This is a genomic window from Desulfovibrio fairfieldensis, assembly GCF_001553605.1.
GTDB classification, from domain to species: Bacteria; Desulfobacterota; Desulfovibrionia; order Desulfovibrionales; family Desulfovibrionaceae; genus Desulfovibrio; species Desulfovibrio fairfieldensis.
The window spans coordinates 1,099,054-1,114,879 of sequence record NZ_CP014229.1 but is presented as its reverse complement, the minus strand read 5'-3'; the positions used below and the strand labels follow the sequence as shown (position 1 = coordinate 1,114,879).

Below are 15,826 nucleotides of genomic sequence, written 5' to 3'. Positions count from 1 at the left end.
GTCTAGCCCCTCCCCACAGCCATGCAGCCCCCGGCGCTCTTGCCCGGAATCACGTCCAGGTACGGCGCCAGCAGACCGGCCACGGCCGGATAGTATGTTTCCGGCGGCGCGTCGGCCGCATAGTTCAGACTATGGCTGGCGCTCTCGGTGAGCGGCCCCACGGTTTTACTCGAGCTTCGGCTTTCGGACTGGATCACGCCCCCATGCTCCAGCGGGGCCAGAGGATTGCTTCCGCCGTGGATCACGGCGGCCAGTTCCATATTGGCAAGCCTGACTGCGGCGGGCACAATGCCCGGCGCAGCCTTGCGCGGAAAGGCCATCACCCGGCCCTCTTGCACGGGCTCACTCTTCCAACGGCCGCCCGGCAACGCATTGAGCCAGTCGGCACCGCGCAGCAGCGCGGCCTTTTTGGCGGCCACCACCCCGGCGTCCGGCGTCTCCATGCCCGTCGCGGCATCCACCGCCACAGGAGTCGCGGGCCACAGGCCGCGCGGCACCAGCCAGGCGTCCGCCGCGTCCAGGTCGGCATAGACGTTGGCCCCTTCAGGCATGCTGCCGTCTTCAACAATCAGTGTCGGCATCAATCCTCCACATAGTCCGGTGCGGGCGTCGTCACTTTCACCGGCAGATAGACCATGAATTCCTATTCTCCTTGCAGCCAGGTTCCGCCCTTGAGTCCGGGCGGGGGGAGCCCCCGCCCGTGGGCAAGCTCAGAGCCTACGCCGTGGGCGCGGCTCCGGACTTGCCCGCTTCCGCACTGCCGATTACTTCCAGGATAGCCGCCTTGGTGGTGGACATGGCCGGGATCTGGATGCCATGCGCCTTGGCGTGCTCCCGCAGCTCGGCCACCGTCATTTCGTTCAGGTTTTCATCGCCGTGCTGATCCCCGTGATCCGCGCGCCCGGCGGCAACTTCGGGGGCCAGCCCCCAGCTTTCGGCCAGCAACACCGTTTCTTTGGGGCTGCCCGCGTTCACGATGATGAAATCGCCGTTCCGCCAGAGTTTGCGTGTGTCCATCGCTGCCTCCCCCTTACGCCATGAAGCGGACGCCCAGGCGCGGGTCAATGACCTTGGCCCCGGCCAACAGGTCAAACGAAATGATGTCCGTCTTGGTGTCCATGTCGTAGCCGTAGACCACACGGATTCCCATGCCTTGCATGGACACATAGGCGGCATTATTATTGCCGCGCGGCAGTTCCAGGGGCACGGTGGCAAGCGCGACGGCGTTTCGGACAAAGGCGAGATTCGCCCTGTGGGAATCCATTACCGTGATGGCGGCATTGTCCGGAAAACCGCTTTCCGGAGCGGCCGGGGCGAATTTCACAGAGGTGAACGCGCCGCTCGCGGCAATGGCGTCTTCGGTCACGACAAAGCTCCCTTCCACGCCCGCTACGCTGAACACGTCGCCCAGCTTCAATTCCTCGGCCCCGCTGCCCCCATCCACGGCCATTTGAGATGCGCCGGCCGCCACAGCCCCGTTCACGGCCAGAGCGCTCACCGCCTTCGCCGAGCCCGCAGTGTGGCGGTTGATGTTCTGGTCCATGAACCAGTCCATGCCCATGATGCGGCCCATGCTCGCTTCCCGCAGGGCAGTGCCCTCATCGCCGCGGGCATCCGCCCGGGCCACTTCGGGAATGGCGAACATGGCGGACTTGGTGGCCGGGCCAACCACCACGCGCCGTCCGGCCACGGGGATTTTGGCCTCGTTCATCACCTCATCCAGCTTGGCCAAATGAGCCAGACTGTCCGGTCCGGAACCAGCCACGCCCGCCACCTGATGAAAGGCCGGATAAAGGCCGCACAGATAGCGATCCAGCTTTTCATTGAGCGCCACCATGGCCGGGGTGATGATGCGCGCCGAAAAATCATCCAGTTCCAGCGTCCACTGTTTCGAGGTGACGGCGGTGGTCACGTCCAGATGCTTTTCCAGAGTCAGCGACACCCGGCCTTCCTTGGCGTCCTGCACTTCGGTGTGACCGGAAAATTCCTTGGCCTCAAAAGTGGCAGGCTTGCGGATGGTGATGGTATCGCCCACCTTGGAGGGGCCGAACTCTTCTTCATAGTCTCTGTAAACCAGCCCGGCCATGACGGTGTTGGACTGGAGAATCATCAGGGATTCGCGGGCAATGATGTCCGGCGTCAGAAATTTGTTCTCGGGCATGGAAAATTCTCCTTAAATGCGGCCGTCCTTGCGGGCTTTGGCATAGGCCTCCGGGGTCAGGCCTCCGGCCTGTTCCGGCGTCATCCGGCCGCTGCCCCCGAAATTGGTGGCCGTATTGGTGTTGTTCGTTCCGGCCCCTCCCGGCGTCGGCCGCAAGATGTTGTCCTTGAAGGGGGAGGCCTCCACGAGCTTGCACAGGGCTTCGTCAAAGTTGGCGATGCCGTCCGTGCCGTAAATGTCGTTTCCTTCACCGTCGCGGCCCACGGGTTTGCCGTCCTTGATGTAAAAACTGCCTTGGAAAAGCCGTTGCGCCAGAGCCGGGTTCACGAGTTTGTCCGCGACGTACTTCGATTGGGCAAAACTGCCTCCGATAACGGCCTGATGCAGTTGTGCAAGCGTCTGCTCCTGCTCACCCTTGAGCTTGTCGCGTTCGGCGGCCACGGGCGAAACCGCATCCTTCACGGCTGCGGCAAGACGCTTCTGGAAGGCCTCTTCCGTGGTCCGGTCCTTGTCTTTCAGGCTGGCAACCGTCTCCGCATCCTGCTTGGCGCGGGAAACAAACGCCCCCGGATCTTCAATATCCGCCAAAGCCGCATACCGCGCCTTGAAATCTTCCAGTTCCTTGCCGCGCTTGGCCGATTTTTCCGTCAGCTCCGCGATCTGCTTGGCTTTGGCGTCAGGGTCATACGGGCGTTCCGCGCCGTCCGGGCCAACAAAAACAAGCAGCCCGTCCTGCTCCACATAATTGCCGTGCTCATCTTTTTTGAACGGCATACTGCCTCCTTCTTTGCCTCCCGGCATTGCTCTTTTGGGCGCGGCGAACCCTCGCCGCATTTTGGGCATGAGCGTAGCACAGACTCGCAACGCGGGTCTGCGATCCGGCAAAATGGCGGAGAATTGCGGAGAAAAGAGGGATTGACAGATAAACGGAATTGAGCTCAAGGACTGGTAGTCCAGCCCATGAATGCCCCTTGCCAATAGCATGATTTGAGCAATTTAGGTATAATTTTTATATTATTCTTGACACACGGCCTTACCATGATAATATCAAGTCATGCAGTACGAATATGACCCCAACAAAAGCGCTGCCAATAAGCTCAAGCACGGTCTCGATTTCGATGAGGCCAAGGCCCTGTGGGATGACGATAATGCGTTGATGCTTCGAGTGGACAGGCCGGGTGAAGAACGTCATATCGTAATCGGCCATATGTTCGGTACTTACTGGACAGCAGTTATTACGTTCAGGGGCGAGAATATTCGTATCATTTCAGTGCGCCGCGCCCGTAAAGAAGAGGTCATGCTTTATGAACAAGGATAAAAAAAATGTTTCAGCCGAGGAGTTTGACCGCATTTTTGACGAAGGCAAAGAGGACATTACCCCTTACCTTGATCTTGACTCGGCAACGCGTATCAACAAGAGAGCTAAACGCGTCAATGTGGACTTTCCCGCATGGATGGTTGAGGCTATGGATCAGGAGGCCGACCGCATAGGCATTACCCGCCAGGCATTTATTAAAGTGGTGATTGCTGAACGCTTGGGATCTCTCACGCAACAAGCCTAAACACTACGTCAACTTGCACTGGCCGGGTTCATGCCCGGCCTTTTCGTTACCCTTCCCTTGACTTCTCTCCCCCCTATGGCATGAAAATCCAAGGAGGGTTTTTCTATGCGTAAACTGATTTGCTTGCTGGCATTGGCTATGGCCGTGGCCCTGGGGGCCGGGTGTGCGAAGATGCCTGTACGGGGCGACTACATGCAGGATACCCCGCCTCAAATCGTCCCTGACCAGGAAAGCGCCGTGGTCTATTTTCTGCGGGAGAGTGCCTTTACCGGCGGCGGAATCACCTATTTCATTTTCGAAGACGACACCAAGATCGGCTTGCTGAAATCAGGCTCCTATTTCATCCATAAAGCCACACCGGGCAAACATACTTACTTGGCCGAAACGGAGTCGCGCGCCGCCGTTACCTTGGATATCCAGCCGGGCCAAACGTATTACATCGAAGGCAGCATTGGCATGGGATTCTGGGCCGGACGGCCCCAGTTGACCGAAATAACCAAGCCCGTGGCAGATAAATTGTTGCCGGATTTGAAGTACATCCGGCTTGCCACCCCAGAAGAAACTGATGCCTACAAGCAAAAAGAGGCAGAGAACGTCTTATGATCTTGGCTATACTCATTGCCTTCATAATTCTATGTGCTTGTCTTGGAATGTATCAAATAAACTTTAAGGCTGGGTTAACAAAAAAAATGGAAGATGAAAAAGCAAAAATTTACTTTTCATCTTCCTCAAAAATTTTTTGTGATCACAACCAAGAAGGGGAACAGGTCCAGCTTATTTTTGATCCAGATCAACATAAAATGTTTTATGTAAAGGTCACAAAAGAACTGTCACAAATTGTGAACAAGCCGTTTGAAGATATTATTGCCTGTGAAGTTATCATAGATGGAGAAACAGTTACCAGAACCTCTCGTGGTAGCCAGTTAATGGGAGCTGCCGTTGGGGGCGTCCTTTTTGGCGGCGTAGGCGCTGTTGTTGGAGCTTTAACAGGACAAAAGAAAAACAGTGAAGATATAAAACAAATTATAGTAAAAATAGTTTTAAATGACCTCAAAATACCAAACATAAAAATCAACCTTGGCAAATCAATTGCACAGGCAAAGGATATTGAAGATTATATTAAAATTATTTTACACCAAAAAAATACTTTATATGAGGGAAAAGGGGAAATACCATCATCTGACGCAGATCAAAAAAATAGTGATAGCCCAAAAATAGTAGATATTGGCTCACGCCCAACCATATCACAAGATCCTTTATATGCTCCTGCTTGTGATTTTGTTAAGAAAGAAAAAAGAGCTTCAATTTCACTTATACAACGTAAATTTGAAATAGATTTCAATCGAGCAGCTCAAATAGTTGAGCAGATGGAGATTGATGGAATTATCGGCCCTGCTGATGAGTCTCAGTTATAGAAAAACAACCACATCCTTGAGAGGGGGGGATATTCCTACATCCTTTTGACAAAGTGCGCTTATCAGCCCATACTCATTACATGGATATCGACTCTCTCCCCCCCTACCTCACCGGCGCGGAAGCTGGGAAATTGCTCGGGTACTCCGAAAAAAGCACGTATATTTCCCGTTTGTGCCGGAATGAGTCCACTCGCCCGCCTGGAGCTTATCAGGCGGGCCGGACATGGATGATACCGCGTGAATGGGTGGTCGCTCGCAGGGCGAAAGAAGAGGAAAGCGGAATTACACGCACCGGCCGAACAGGTCGCCCAGTTACCACTGGTGCGGGCCTGATGCGTAAAGACCGTGGCGGCCCAGGAGGAAGCCCGCGTAGAATCTGACCCTCACGACACCACATAACCAGTTTAATTTTAAGGCGCTTTTCGGAGCGTCTTTTTTTGTACGCTTTTTTATGGATCATCGTTGACAAAGTTCTTTTATCAGAATATTGTCACATCAACACGACAACCTTACCGCCATATAGGCGGCCCCGGCCTGACAACCAACAATTTTATAAGAGGGGATAGCCATGATCACCGGAAAGACTCTGACCCAGCTTGTCGCCGAAATTGAACGCCAGAACAACGCCATGCACGATCTGATTGTGCCGTCGCAAAAAATGGAAATGGTCGCCTATGACGGGCAGACCCCGGCCCTGAGAATCGAAAATCAGCCGGACCTGTACCCCGTGACCGAAACCGGGCACGAAACCTTGACCGCCCGCCTTGGCATACCCTCGCGCTATTATGCTCGGATGCGCGAACAGGCCCCGGCCCTGCTGGCGTACAACGTCAATACGTGGCTCAAGCAGGAGGGCGATGAAGGCGCGTCGCGCATGGTTCGCACTCTTGACGGCCAAGCCCGCGCCGTGCTGTCTGATAAGTATAAGCGTCTCGATAACTATGAGTTTTTGATGACCGTCTTGCCCGTGCTCATGGAAAGCGGCGCGGCGGACGGCCATTCTGTCGAGGTGCAGAGTACCGAGATCACTGACCGCCGGATGTATGTGCAATTGACGTTTGCCGGGCTTGAAACGGAATTTACGGTCAATAAGGGCGGACGCAAGGTGGGCGAAGTGGTGAAGGCCGGACTGATCATGCGCAACTCGGAAGTGGGTTACGGCTGCCGCGAGATTCAATTTTTGGCCTATACCCTGGCTTGCACAAATGGAATGGTGTTGCCGCGCGAGATCGGCAACTTTGCCACCCGCCACATAGGCGGACGCAAGGGCAACGGCGACATTTTTGCTCTGAGCCGGGAAACGCAGGAAGCGGACGCCCGCGCGTTCGCCTTGGCGACGCGCGACGCCGTAAAGCAGATGATCAGCCGGGACAATCTGCAAAATCTGGTCAATCAGATGCAGGCCGCCAATGGCCGCCCGATTACCGGCGCGCCTGACGCTGCCGTGCGCGAGCTGGGTAAATCTTTCTCGCTGACGGAGGACGAGCAGGCCGCCGTCATGCGCCACATGATCAATGACGGGGACCTGTCGCACTATGGATTGACGAACGCCATAACACGCGCCGCACAAGATGCGACGAGCTATGACCGCGCGATTGAACTTGAGGAAATCGGCGGGGTTTTTCTGCACATGCCCGAGCGTCAACTTGTGCCGATTCTGGCCGCCACCGGGCAGGAGCGGAAAGCCGCGTAACCAATACGGGCCGGGGATTTTCAGCCTCGGCCCGCCTTTTTTTGAAATAATGTACTTTACATTTTTTCAAAATGGCGTTATCTCTTTCTCAACACAACGGAACAACTTACGTAAAGGAGATGCTATGCGCCACACCAACAATGATGCCATCGCCCGCCCGTCTACCCTGGCCGCCCTGGCCGCCGCCATTGAGCGGGGGGAAACCATACCGGCCCCCGCGCCCGCCCCTGTGAAAGCGGACCCTGCCGCCCCGGCCCCCTTTGGAAATTTTGAAGCCATGCGCCGGGCATATGAGGCGGAACAGCAACGCGCCGTGCCCGTGAACCCCGCGCAAGCAGCCCCCGCCATGCCGGAACCGGCCCCCACGCCCGTACCGGAAAAAACGGCCCCGGCCCCCAAGCAAGCCGCCAGGTCGAAAGCGGCGGCCCCGGACCTGTTCACCTGCACCGTGAATGCCGCCTATGTCTATCAGGCGGGCAAGTGCCGGTCTGAGGACGCATACGCGGACGGCTTGACCGGAATCAGGATCGAACCCGCCCCGGATGCCCCCGGCGTGTTTATCGCGGGATGCAACGGGCATGCTCTGGTCTGTATGTACGACGCCACCGGCACCGCCAGCCGCCCCGGCACCATTTACCCGGACAAAACTTTTTTGCAGGCCATGAAGCCCAAAGGCGCGCCCGGACGCCTGACGGTCAATGATAAGGCAGTCGGCACGCTCACGCGGTCAAAGGATATGACAATCAGGCAAGAGCAGATCACGCACGACAAATTCACCTACCCGGATATTTTCAATTTTCTGGCCAGCGCCCGCAATGCAACGCCGTTTAGCGGCCCCCTGGCGTTGCCCGCTATGCAACTTGCCGCGCTGACCTGCGAAGGAAAAACGCGCGGGCATGTGGCCCTGTATACAACCGGCAAGGAAAAACCTATTTTCATACGGGACTTGAACACCCCCGATTACCTGGGAATTATCATGCCCCTGAAACTGCATGATGAAGTTTACCCCGGCGACCCCAGGAACGATAAACCGCAAACGGCCCTTGATAATGACACTTGCCCCGTGCCCGCTTGGGCAGTGCGCGCCGCCGGTCTGGATAAGGCCCCACTTGAAAAGAAGACTGTAAAAAAGCCCGCAACAGCCCCAAAGAGCGTCGAAACAGCGCCCGCCGACAAAATACCCGCGCCCGTGGCAAGCGCGCCCGCAGAAGCAGCCCCGGCCCAGCAAAAGACACACAAGGCCCGCGCCCGTGTCAGTATCGCCGCGAACATTGCCAGCCGTAAGCGCCGCCCGGCCCCGCCAGTGGAAACGACGGCCCTGGCTTCTGTGCCCGTTGCGCCCGCCTGTCTGCCGGACGTTGCCGCCCCGGCCTACCGAATCGCCCCCGCTGTATCACTGGTTGTCGCCCCGGCCTGGATGGCCCATGCATTTCAGATGCACGCCTAACCCTAACCATGGCCGGAGCGCCCCGCGCCCCGGCCTTTTTTATTACTTGGAGAAAAAATGCTCTTATCGGAACATTTGCGCCGCCGTGGTATCGACTGGCGCACAATCAAAGCCTTGTCAGTGCGCCAGCCCTACGCCTCGCAAATCGTCTATGGCGAAAAAGCCGTGGAATGGCGGTCAAAAACATTTGCCTACCGTGGCCCCCTGGTGATCTGCGCGTCAAAAACCGTGCGCGTCACCATGAAAAACGGCATTGAGTTACCCGTCGGCGTTGCCCTGGGCATTGCGGATATGGTGGACTGCCGCCCCATGCGCCCCGCCGATCTGGCCCCCGCCTGTTGCCGGGACTGGACCGGCCCGGTCACGGGCTTTGCCTGGGTGCTGGCGGACCCGCACGAGGTGGAGCCCGTGCCGGTCAAGGGCATTGTGGCCCCGTGGCCTTGGACACAGCGCGGCGGCCCTGACCTGACCCTGTGCCCCGGATGGCACGCGGAGCACGTCTTGACCGGGCTGCATTGACGGCACGCGCCCGGTCTGGAAACAAGCCGGGCAAAGGAAATAGTATGCTTGCAAAATGGGAACGCGAGATAATGGACGACGCCCGCGCCTACTACCCCGGCGGGCAAGCCGCCCCGGCGCTGGACAGCCCCCCGGACGGAGAAGCGCTTGACGCTTACGCCGCAACGCTTTTGCGCATGTTGGGCACGTCATACCCCGATTTTGTGTATCTCGGGCAAGGCCAGCGCGGCGCTTTGTCGTTCATGGCTTTTTCTTTTGAAAGCCTGAAAGGCCCGTCCCCGGCCCGCCTGTATGATGAGCAGATTACCCGCCTTGAAAAGGCAGTCGGCCCGGACGCCTTGCGGAATCATGCATTTAGAATGTATTTCGAGGAAATTGTACTGCTGGTAAAACCTAGCGCCTTGCGTTTCTGGACCCGGACTCAAGCCGTTCACGATGTAGATCATATTATTGCCGACATTCTGAAGACAGACGAAGAGGAGCAGCCGCCCCATGCCGAAGCGTAAAAAAGAAATCACCTGGGGAGGAGCGCGGACCGGAGCGGGACGCCCCCCCCTGCCCCCGGAGCAGCACCGCCCCCGGCCCCCTCGCGCCCGGATCACGTTTGACCTGGAACCGGAGCAGGCCGAGCTTGTGGACGCCAAGGCCGACGCCCAAGGCGTAAGCCGCGCCGCCTACATCCGCGCTCTGGTGCTGGCGGACATCGGTGTCACCGACCCGGCCATGAGACCATGGACGCCAAAGACCAAACCCGAAAAGAAAGACAAGGCTATCCCGCCAGAGCCTCAAGAGGAATGAGTCGTCCGGCCGTATCCACAAAATCCTCGAAGCGCACGCGGCCTGACGCATACAGCGCGAACCGCTCAAGCCCCATGATCTCGCGCTGCATGGCTTCATTCTGCCCGGCAAGCCATGTGCCGTAGCTGCCCTGATGGAAACCGGCTTCCAAGATCGCCCGGCGCCCACCCTCGTCAATATTCTCGTCAGGCCGTACCGTATAGGGCCGGGTGAAATCCTGAATCTCGTCAAAGTCCATCCCCAAATCCCGCCAAGTCTTGAGCTTGGGCGACCGCACGCAACGGCACCGGGCATGCAGGGGGCATGGCGGCCCCTGCCGCAGTTTGAATACTTGCCCGTCCAGCGCGGCGCAACGTAGGCAAGTTCCCCTGCCCGTCTGCTTGTAGCCCGGTTCCAAGGTGGCGCACCACTGCCAGCCCTGCACAATATCGCTGTTGGCCTCATACACGGAGGTCATGGCGTTGACGTTGGCGGTCTGCGTGTACGTCCGCGCTACAGTGATCGCGTCCCGCCGGGTCAATGCCTCACCCTGATCCCAGGCCGCCAAAAGAGCGTCGCGCACCATGCCTGGCGTTCCCTTGCCCTGCAAGCCCCCGGACTGGAGCGTGGTGAGGATTGAGGCCCGCACGCCGGAAGAAAAAGCGCCATCCACCCACGATGCCAGGGCCTGCCCGCCCAGCGGCGTCACTTCAAACCAGGCTCGAATCTGCTCAGGGCTCATGTCCACAAGACTGACACAAGGGGCACGACCGCCCAGGGACAGCATGCCGTTATACTCTTCCAGGCTGTTTTCGGCGGCCAGTGTGGAAGCGTGAGCAATCAAGTCGACCATGTCCTTTCTGGTCCCGGCCAGCACGTCGTCCAGATACCGCCCTACGGTTTCCAGGCGGTCATGCGTCCATGCTCTTACGGCCACAAGTCCGACAGCCCCTGCCTCCAAGCGCTCTGCCACTTCCGTCCTGGCCTTATGCAGTGCCGCCACAAGCTGCTTCTCAGCCGCGGCGTCCATGGCGTCCAGGCGGTCGCGCCACAGAATCAGGCGCGTCAGGAAATACAAGGACAGACGTCTATCAGGATTCATTCCACACCTCAGAAAAAGACGGGACCCTCCCCGCCTTCCGATGCCTGCACGATTTCGGCCGCCCTTCACTGAACCACATTACCGCCATCCACGACAGAATTTATGCCCTCAGGCGGTGAACTTGCGCAGTGGCGTTTCATTTCATCCTGGAAAATGCGCAAGGTGACGGGCAAAGCGGCATCGTTTCCGTCCGCCACACCGTTCAACGCCCGCGCCAAATCCGAAAGATTCTGAGACTGCGCAGCCAAGGCCAGCAATCGCAAATCGCTGTTCACTTTCCGAACACCCTTATTATAGCCGTCCAAGCAGCCCTGGATGTACACATCACCAAGAGCAAGCACATACGGTTCCGCTGCAGCCGCAATAGATTTGCCACTCTGCGGCGCTCGCGGCAACTCGTTCCAGGCTTGCACGGCCTGCACGACATTCACCTCCACCGGTCCCCGCAAAAAGCAGGCAAGGCAGCAGATATAGGTGATTCCGCCTCCGTTTGTCTCAATCTGCAAGTTTTGGCCCTCCTGCTGACAGTGAGGGCAAGATTTCAATATGACCTTCATGATTACTCCTGTTCAGCGGGCAATTCTTGGAACATCGCTCATGCCTTCACCTCCGGCACCTCATTCCACTCCCGCCCGTCGAGCAGGCACCCAGCGCGGCGCTTGCCGCATCTAAACATGCAGCCCACCACCGGATTGAAGGTGGCATCGGCCCATTCGACTTTGGTGGTCATGATTCCTCCATAGCGTTATCAACCGAGTCGCATCCTTCCCCGATGCCCAAGGCCGCAGTTATTGGCCAGTTGCCTCGCGGTTCGATGAATTGCTCAAGCTGGACAACCATACATGCAAATTCGTTGCGTTCTCGGTTGTATCCAAGTTGGGGGCAGGGAGGCTTTGCATCGGGATTGACTGCCAGCATAACGCCGCACACGTCATGGGCGCAGCACTGACCGCAACGAGTGCAAGGCTCTCCCTGTTTGGCCTTTGTCGGTATATCCATGTGCCCTACTTTTTTGCCGGGTTGAGGTTGATTGGACTCTGCTGTAGCCGTCCGCAGCGCACCAGGGCGAACATCGCCAAACCATAGGCGGCCAAGGGAATGCTGGCCGCAATAAGTAAAGCCCACGCCCAAAAGGGATCACACGCAATCGTCATTTACCGGCTCCTCATACCCCATGCTTTTGGGGTGTTTCCGTAACGATATATCTGCACACTTGACCCGTCAAGATATATCTGTACACTTCCAACATGCGATTCAGAAGCCATTTGCGTGGCCACCTGGCAAAAAAAGGAATCGGGGTCCGAGAACTCAGCCGCCGGTCAGGTGTCTCCACGGATTCCCTGTACCGGGCCATGGACGATCTGACCGTGGATACATGCACGCTCAAAATGCTGGGAAAAGTGGCGGATGTGCTGGGCATTCCGGTGCGCGACCTCTATGAGGAAGTCAAAGCCAGTGAGCCGCAGCTCTGAGGCCCGGCTTGACGGCGCGCCCGATGGTGCCTATGTTTTTTAAGAAATTGCGGCGCGTCCCTTGCGGAACGTCCGTTGTTTCGTTGTGTGGCCCCGGCATGTGCCGGGGTCTTTTTCATGCCTTTTTATCAGCTGCGGACTCCCCGTCCCGCTTCTGCTTTCCGTCCCGCAAGGCCGCTTCCAGGCTCCACATGCCGCCTGCCGGGCCGTTGTTCTCATTCTCTTCGCGCAGTTCCCGCGCGTTGGCCTGCGGATCAAAATCCGGCGGCAGCACGGCCTTGACCGCCTCGCTGCGGAGCACAGTCGCCTTGCTGATCACGCTCTCGCGCGCCAACGCCAGCAGCCGGTCCGTCAATACGGAGACCGCCTCCTCCACGTCGTACTTGTCCTGATACGGGGTCGCAATGCGGTCTCCGTCCATGTTCAACCATTTGGCGGCCAGACGCCAGCAACGGGCCTCGGCGTCGGCGCAGGTCCGGGCGTACATGGCAAGCTGGGTATCCAGTTGCTTGCGGTCAATCTGTTTGGCCTCGGCGCTCTCGCCCACCGCGCTCTGCGGCCGCACCATGCGCAACGCGATCTCCCGAATGGCGGATTCGTCCTTCTCGATCTGCCGGGCCAAGGCCTCAAAACTCATGCCCTGGGGCTCGACATAGCAGGCCTTCACCCCGTCCACACGCGGATGGAACAGGCAATTATACGAGGCTGTCTTGTATTCCTCGATTTTATCTTCATCGAGTCCGGTAATGATCTTTTCCGGCACCGCCCGGTCGAACAGCATCTTGTCCATTTCACTGTCATTGCGGTACAGCTTCAAAATCAGCGACAGCACGTCGTCCGTGGCCGACAGCCCGGTCATCAGGCTCGTTTCCTCGAACAGAAACGGCACCAGAGGCACGACGCCGCAGGGATGGTCTCCCCGCGCCTCTTCCACATAGCTTCCGCCCTGCTCACTGGCCTGCTCCGCAGTGACGGATCGGGCATGGCGAATCCATTCTCTTCTGGTCCAGATGGTGATTGTCTCCTTGAAGCGCACCGGCTCTCCGGGATTGCGCTCCTCCATGGTCAACCCGTGGATGGACACCCACGCCAGGCCCCGGCTGTCCGTCTGCCAGTCCCACACATCGTCGGCGTCCACGATCACGAAATAGGGCACGTCCCGGCGCCCGGCCGCCTGATCTTCGGCCTGCGTGCCTCCGGCGGGCGGCTCCATGTCCACCAGCACGAAGCGCGCTCCCCCGGCGGCCGCCAGCCGGGTCACGGCGTCAAAGAATACATTGGCCCCGGTGCCCAGACGGTCGGCATCCGTCTCAATCCCGGCCAGCCCATCAGGCAGCGCACGCGCCGGCCTGCCCTGGTTGATGAAGCTGGCGAACAAATCCACAATGGGCGCGGCAAAATTTCGGTACGCGGCGCGGACCAACCGGATTTGCCATTGATCATCGGGCTCATAGGCATGCCGCACCAGATAACACGCCCCACTGTGCGAAGGCTTGCCGGAACCGTCCACGCTGTTCACGCCTTCAACGCGCTCACCGCCCTCATAGAGGTCCATCGCCAATTTCCGGCGCTGGAAGGCCAGGGCATAAAACGGGCTTTTCTGTTCCAGACTGCTCATAACAAATCCTCATAAATGTTCCACGCCGCCTTCCGTCCACGGCGGGGCCGCGCTCCCGCATCCGCCAGTGGTTTTGCCCCATCGGCAAACCCCCTAGAGAGAATGACCAAGGAACGCTCCCCCGGACCGCACCGGAAATTCCTCGGCCGTGTAGTAGCGGACGGCGGTTGTAATATGCTGGTACTCCGCGTCCTCTTCCTGGAACGTGCTTCCCGCTTTGAGTTTCAGGGCCGAAAGGCCCTTGTGCAGGGTCTGGCAGCGAAGGGAATTGACGAAAAAGGTCCGCTTGTCCGTCGCGTCGCATATTTTGGCGTTGAGGCTGGCCTGGCCGTCCTTGATGGCCGGGTTGGCTGGAGGATCGCGGCGCTGCACGCGGAATCCCTGCCGCTTCAGCTCCTGCGCCAGCGTGGTATAGTCGCTCTCATGGCCGTGCTTCTCGCCCTGGCGCCCGCTGGCGTCGCCGTAGATGTAAACCACGCCGCTGAACCCTTTGTAGCGCTCGCAGAATTCAATGGCCGACTGTTTGGCCGTGGCGCTCTCCAGCACGATTTCATCCACCGCGTATACCGTGTCGCCGTCACGCTGCATGATGACGCTGGACAGCGGCGTAAAATTGAAGTCATGGGACCAGATGAGCTGTCCTTTGCCCGGCTCGAACTCCCGCTCCGTCAGATTCTTCTCACTGTACTCGGGATAGACCAGATTGCCGGGGTCCGGGCTGCCGTAGTGGTTGAGGATGAACACCTTCACCCAGGATTTGGTTTTCCCCGGCACCTGCAACAGGTAGTAATCGTATCCCGCCGTATGGTTGGCGATATTCTCAGCCACGGGGTTGGGCCGGTACTCAAGCCGTCCGTCCGGACAGCGCTCCACCACCAAGGCGGGCGGCTGACTGTAAAATTCATAATGCTCCGGCCGTTCCTCTTCGGCCAGCCTGTACCACCAGTTGTCCACGTTACAGGAGTTGGTGTCGGCAATGATGCCCGACCAGCTCGGGCCGCCCATCATCTTGCCGGGGTAGCGGTTCACGCGGCCAGTCGCCATGTCCAGCACGTCCACGGGAAGCTCGCTGGCCTCATTGAGCCAGGCCCCGGTCAATTCCAGACTCTTGAGTTTGCGCACGTGCGCCGGGCGGTCCAGGCTGATGAACACCAGTTCGGCCAGCAGCCGGGTGCCGTCCCGTAAAGGCCGGTCAATGAGGCCGGTAATCGGATGCCCGAAGGTCAGGCGTGTGATGGCCCCGTACCAGTCCTCCCACGTTTTGATGGTGGTGGTCCGCAGTTCGCCGTAGGTGTTGCGGATAACGGCCCAGCGCGAACGCCTGACGCCGTGAAACGGCCTCTGCTCCAGGCAGCGCCGCATAACCTCGGCGCAGCAGCCCACGCTTTTGCCGCTGCCCAGCGGCCCGCGTACCCCTCGGAAAAAAGCGTCCGAGGCATGAAAGCGGGCCAGTGTCGGCTCCGCGTTGTACACAGGGACAGGCCGCGCATCCTCAATCATCATGGCTCTCCCACAACTCCACTTGCCCCAGATCTCCGCCCGGAGCTTCGACTTCCGGGCGGAGATCTGGACTCACCGGCTATAAATGGCGATGAAACCGTCTCCCCCATCCATCCCGGCGGTAAAAGTCACAAGCGACGCAGAATCGCCATGTATGCATGTGCCGCCTCCTCCGCCGCCGCCATGAACACCAGCCTGAGACGCGGTAACACTCCCTCCTTGGCCTCCACCCGATCCCCCCTGAACCTGACAGGTCATATTGCACCCCGTCACACTGGCGCCGCCAGGTTGACCGGGAGTGACAATTTCGCTTGAATCCGCAGCGAGAGACCTGTTGCCGCCTCTCTGTCCCGGAGCCCCCGGCGCGGCGCACAGCTCATCAAACACTGTATTTTCCCCCTTCGCGCCCTTTGCAGAAGCCACATTGCCGGTGTAGCCGGTTTCAGGCGATATGACGCCTCCAGCCCCCCCCTTGCCCACCGTCAGGTGATATGTCCGCCCTGGCACGAGCATGAACTCACATTCCACAAGGCAGCCTTCACCACCCCCTACACCGCCAT

The 15,826-nt window shown here is 58.8% G+C and carries 20 protein-coding genes; 10 read left to right on the top strand and 10 right to left on the bottom strand.

Annotated elements, in window-relative coordinates:
* Positions 1 to 2 precede the first annotated feature (2 nt).
* The 4 genes from AXF13_RS04805 to AXF13_RS04790 form a co-directional block, all read right to left on the bottom strand.
* Positions 3 to 581: a DnaT-like ssDNA-binding protein gene (locus AXF13_RS04805; RefSeq protein WP_062251857.1), complete on the bottom strand. Its 579-nt coding sequence runs from the start codon at positions 579 to 581 to the stop codon at positions 3 to 5.
* A 136-nt stretch (positions 582 to 717) separates the two neighbouring features.
* Positions 718 to 1,017: an SAP domain-containing protein gene (locus AXF13_RS04800; RefSeq protein WP_062251856.1), complete on the bottom strand. Its 300-nt coding sequence runs from the start codon at positions 1,015 to 1,017 to the stop codon at positions 718 to 720.
* 13 nt (positions 1,018 to 1,030) lie between these two features.
* Positions 1,031 to 2,161, bottom strand: a complete 1,131-nt coding sequence (locus AXF13_RS04795; RefSeq protein ID WP_062251855.1) for a major capsid protein — start codon at positions 2,159 to 2,161, stop codon at positions 1,031 to 1,033.
* Positions 2,162 to 2,173: 12 nt separating this feature from the next.
* Positions 2,174 to 2,935, bottom strand: coding sequence for a DUF6651 domain-containing protein (locus AXF13_RS04790; RefSeq protein WP_062251854.1), 762 nt, complete (start codon positions 2,933 to 2,935; stop codon positions 2,174 to 2,176).
* Positions 2,936 to 3,215: 280 nt separating this feature from the next.
* Between AXF13_RS04790 and AXF13_RS04785 the strand changes: the two genes are divergently transcribed.
* From AXF13_RS04785 to AXF13_RS04750, 9 genes are all read left to right on the top strand, one after another.
* A complete protein-coding gene (locus tag AXF13_RS04785) occupies positions 3,216 to 3,479 on the top strand; it encodes a BrnT family toxin (protein WP_062251853.1) in 264 nt (87 codons plus the stop codon).
* On the top strand, positions 3,466 to 3,723 hold the full coding sequence (gene brnA, locus AXF13_RS04780; RefSeq protein WP_062251852.1) for a type II toxin-antitoxin system BrnA family antitoxin: 258 nt from the start codon (positions 3,466 to 3,468) through the stop codon (positions 3,721 to 3,723). Before AXF13_RS04785 ends, brnA begins: the two co-directional genes overlap by 14 nt.
* A 105-nt stretch (positions 3,724 to 3,828) precedes the next feature.
* Complete coding sequence (locus AXF13_RS04775; RefSeq protein ID WP_062251851.1) at positions 3,829 to 4,326, top strand: DUF2846 domain-containing protein; 498 nt, start codon at positions 3,829 to 3,831, stop codon at positions 4,324 to 4,326.
* Complete coding sequence (locus AXF13_RS15795; RefSeq protein WP_083521957.1) at positions 4,323 to 5,138, top strand: DNA translocase FtsK; 816 nt, start codon at positions 4,323 to 4,325, stop codon at positions 5,136 to 5,138. The genes AXF13_RS04775 and AXF13_RS15795 overlap by 4 nt, the downstream gene beginning before the upstream one ends.
* Before the next feature lie 568 nt (positions 5,139 to 5,706).
* Complete coding sequence (locus AXF13_RS04770) at positions 5,707 to 6,831, top strand: DUF932 domain-containing protein (RefSeq protein WP_062251850.1); 1,125 nt, start codon at positions 5,707 to 5,709, stop codon at positions 6,829 to 6,831.
* 124 nt (positions 6,832 to 6,955) lie between these two features.
* Positions 6,956 to 8,278: a hypothetical protein gene (locus AXF13_RS04765; protein WP_062251849.1), complete on the top strand. Its 1,323-nt coding sequence runs from the start codon at positions 6,956 to 6,958 to the stop codon at positions 8,276 to 8,278.
* A gap of 57 nt (positions 8,279 to 8,335) precedes the next feature.
* Positions 8,336 to 8,797 (top strand): ASCH domain-containing protein, encoded by a 462-nt coding sequence (locus AXF13_RS04760; RefSeq protein ID WP_062251848.1) that lies wholly within the window; start codon positions 8,336 to 8,338, stop codon positions 8,795 to 8,797.
* 71 nt (positions 8,798 to 8,868) lie between these two features.
* Complete coding sequence (locus AXF13_RS04755) at positions 8,869 to 9,303, top strand: hypothetical protein (protein WP_150116074.1); 435 nt, start codon at positions 8,869 to 8,871, stop codon at positions 9,301 to 9,303.
* On the top strand, positions 9,290 to 9,595 hold the full coding sequence (locus tag AXF13_RS04750) for a ribbon-helix-helix domain-containing protein (RefSeq protein ID WP_062251846.1): 306 nt from the start codon (positions 9,290 to 9,292) through the stop codon (positions 9,593 to 9,595). Before AXF13_RS04755 ends, AXF13_RS04750 begins: the two co-directional genes overlap by 14 nt.
* On the opposite strand, the gene AXF13_RS04745 is transcribed toward AXF13_RS04750, so the two are convergent.
* From AXF13_RS04745 to AXF13_RS17020, 4 genes are all read right to left on the bottom strand, one after another.
* Positions 9,567 to 10,676 (bottom strand): structural protein, encoded by a 1,110-nt coding sequence (locus tag AXF13_RS04745; RefSeq protein ID WP_062251845.1) that lies wholly within the window; start codon positions 10,674 to 10,676, stop codon positions 9,567 to 9,569. The two genes, AXF13_RS04750 and AXF13_RS04745, sit on opposite strands and share 29 nt — an antisense overlap.
* A gap of 65 nt (positions 10,677 to 10,741) precedes the next feature.
* Positions 10,742 to 11,233 carry a hypothetical protein gene (locus AXF13_RS04740; RefSeq protein ID WP_062251844.1) on the bottom strand — a complete coding sequence of 164 codons (492 nt, stop codon included), beginning with the start codon at positions 11,231 to 11,233 and terminating at the stop codon, positions 10,742 to 10,744.
* 38 nt (positions 11,234 to 11,271) lie between these two features.
* Entirely contained in the window at positions 11,272 to 11,406 is a 135-nt protein-coding gene (locus AXF13_RS17220; protein ID WP_223299974.1) for a phage Gp37/Gp68 family protein, read from the bottom strand.
* A 274-nt stretch (positions 11,407 to 11,680) separates the two neighbouring features.
* Positions 11,681 to 11,830: a hypothetical protein gene (locus AXF13_RS17020; RefSeq protein WP_190276378.1), complete on the bottom strand. Its 150-nt coding sequence runs from the start codon at positions 11,828 to 11,830 to the stop codon at positions 11,681 to 11,683.
* A 93-nt stretch (positions 11,831 to 11,923) separates the two neighbouring features.
* Here AXF13_RS17020 and AXF13_RS15790 point away from each other — a divergent pair, with 93 nt between their 5' ends.
* Positions 11,924 to 12,148 carry a helix-turn-helix domain-containing protein gene (locus tag AXF13_RS15790; RefSeq protein WP_083521956.1) on the top strand — a complete coding sequence of 75 codons (225 nt, stop codon included), beginning with the start codon at positions 11,924 to 11,926 and terminating at the stop codon, positions 12,146 to 12,148.
* Positions 12,149 to 12,263: 115 nt separating this feature from the next.
* On the opposite strand, the gene AXF13_RS04735 is transcribed toward AXF13_RS15790, so the two are convergent.
* Positions 12,264 to 13,766: a DUF4055 domain-containing protein gene (locus tag AXF13_RS04735; RefSeq protein ID WP_083521955.1), complete on the bottom strand. Its 1,503-nt coding sequence runs from the start codon at positions 13,764 to 13,766 to the stop codon at positions 12,264 to 12,266.
* A 93-nt stretch (positions 13,767 to 13,859) separates the two neighbouring features.
* Complete coding sequence (locus AXF13_RS04730) at positions 13,860 to 15,269, bottom strand: hypothetical protein (RefSeq protein ID WP_062251843.1); 1,410 nt, start codon at positions 15,267 to 15,269, stop codon at positions 13,860 to 13,862.
* Positions 15,270 to 15,826 lie beyond the last annotated feature (557 nt).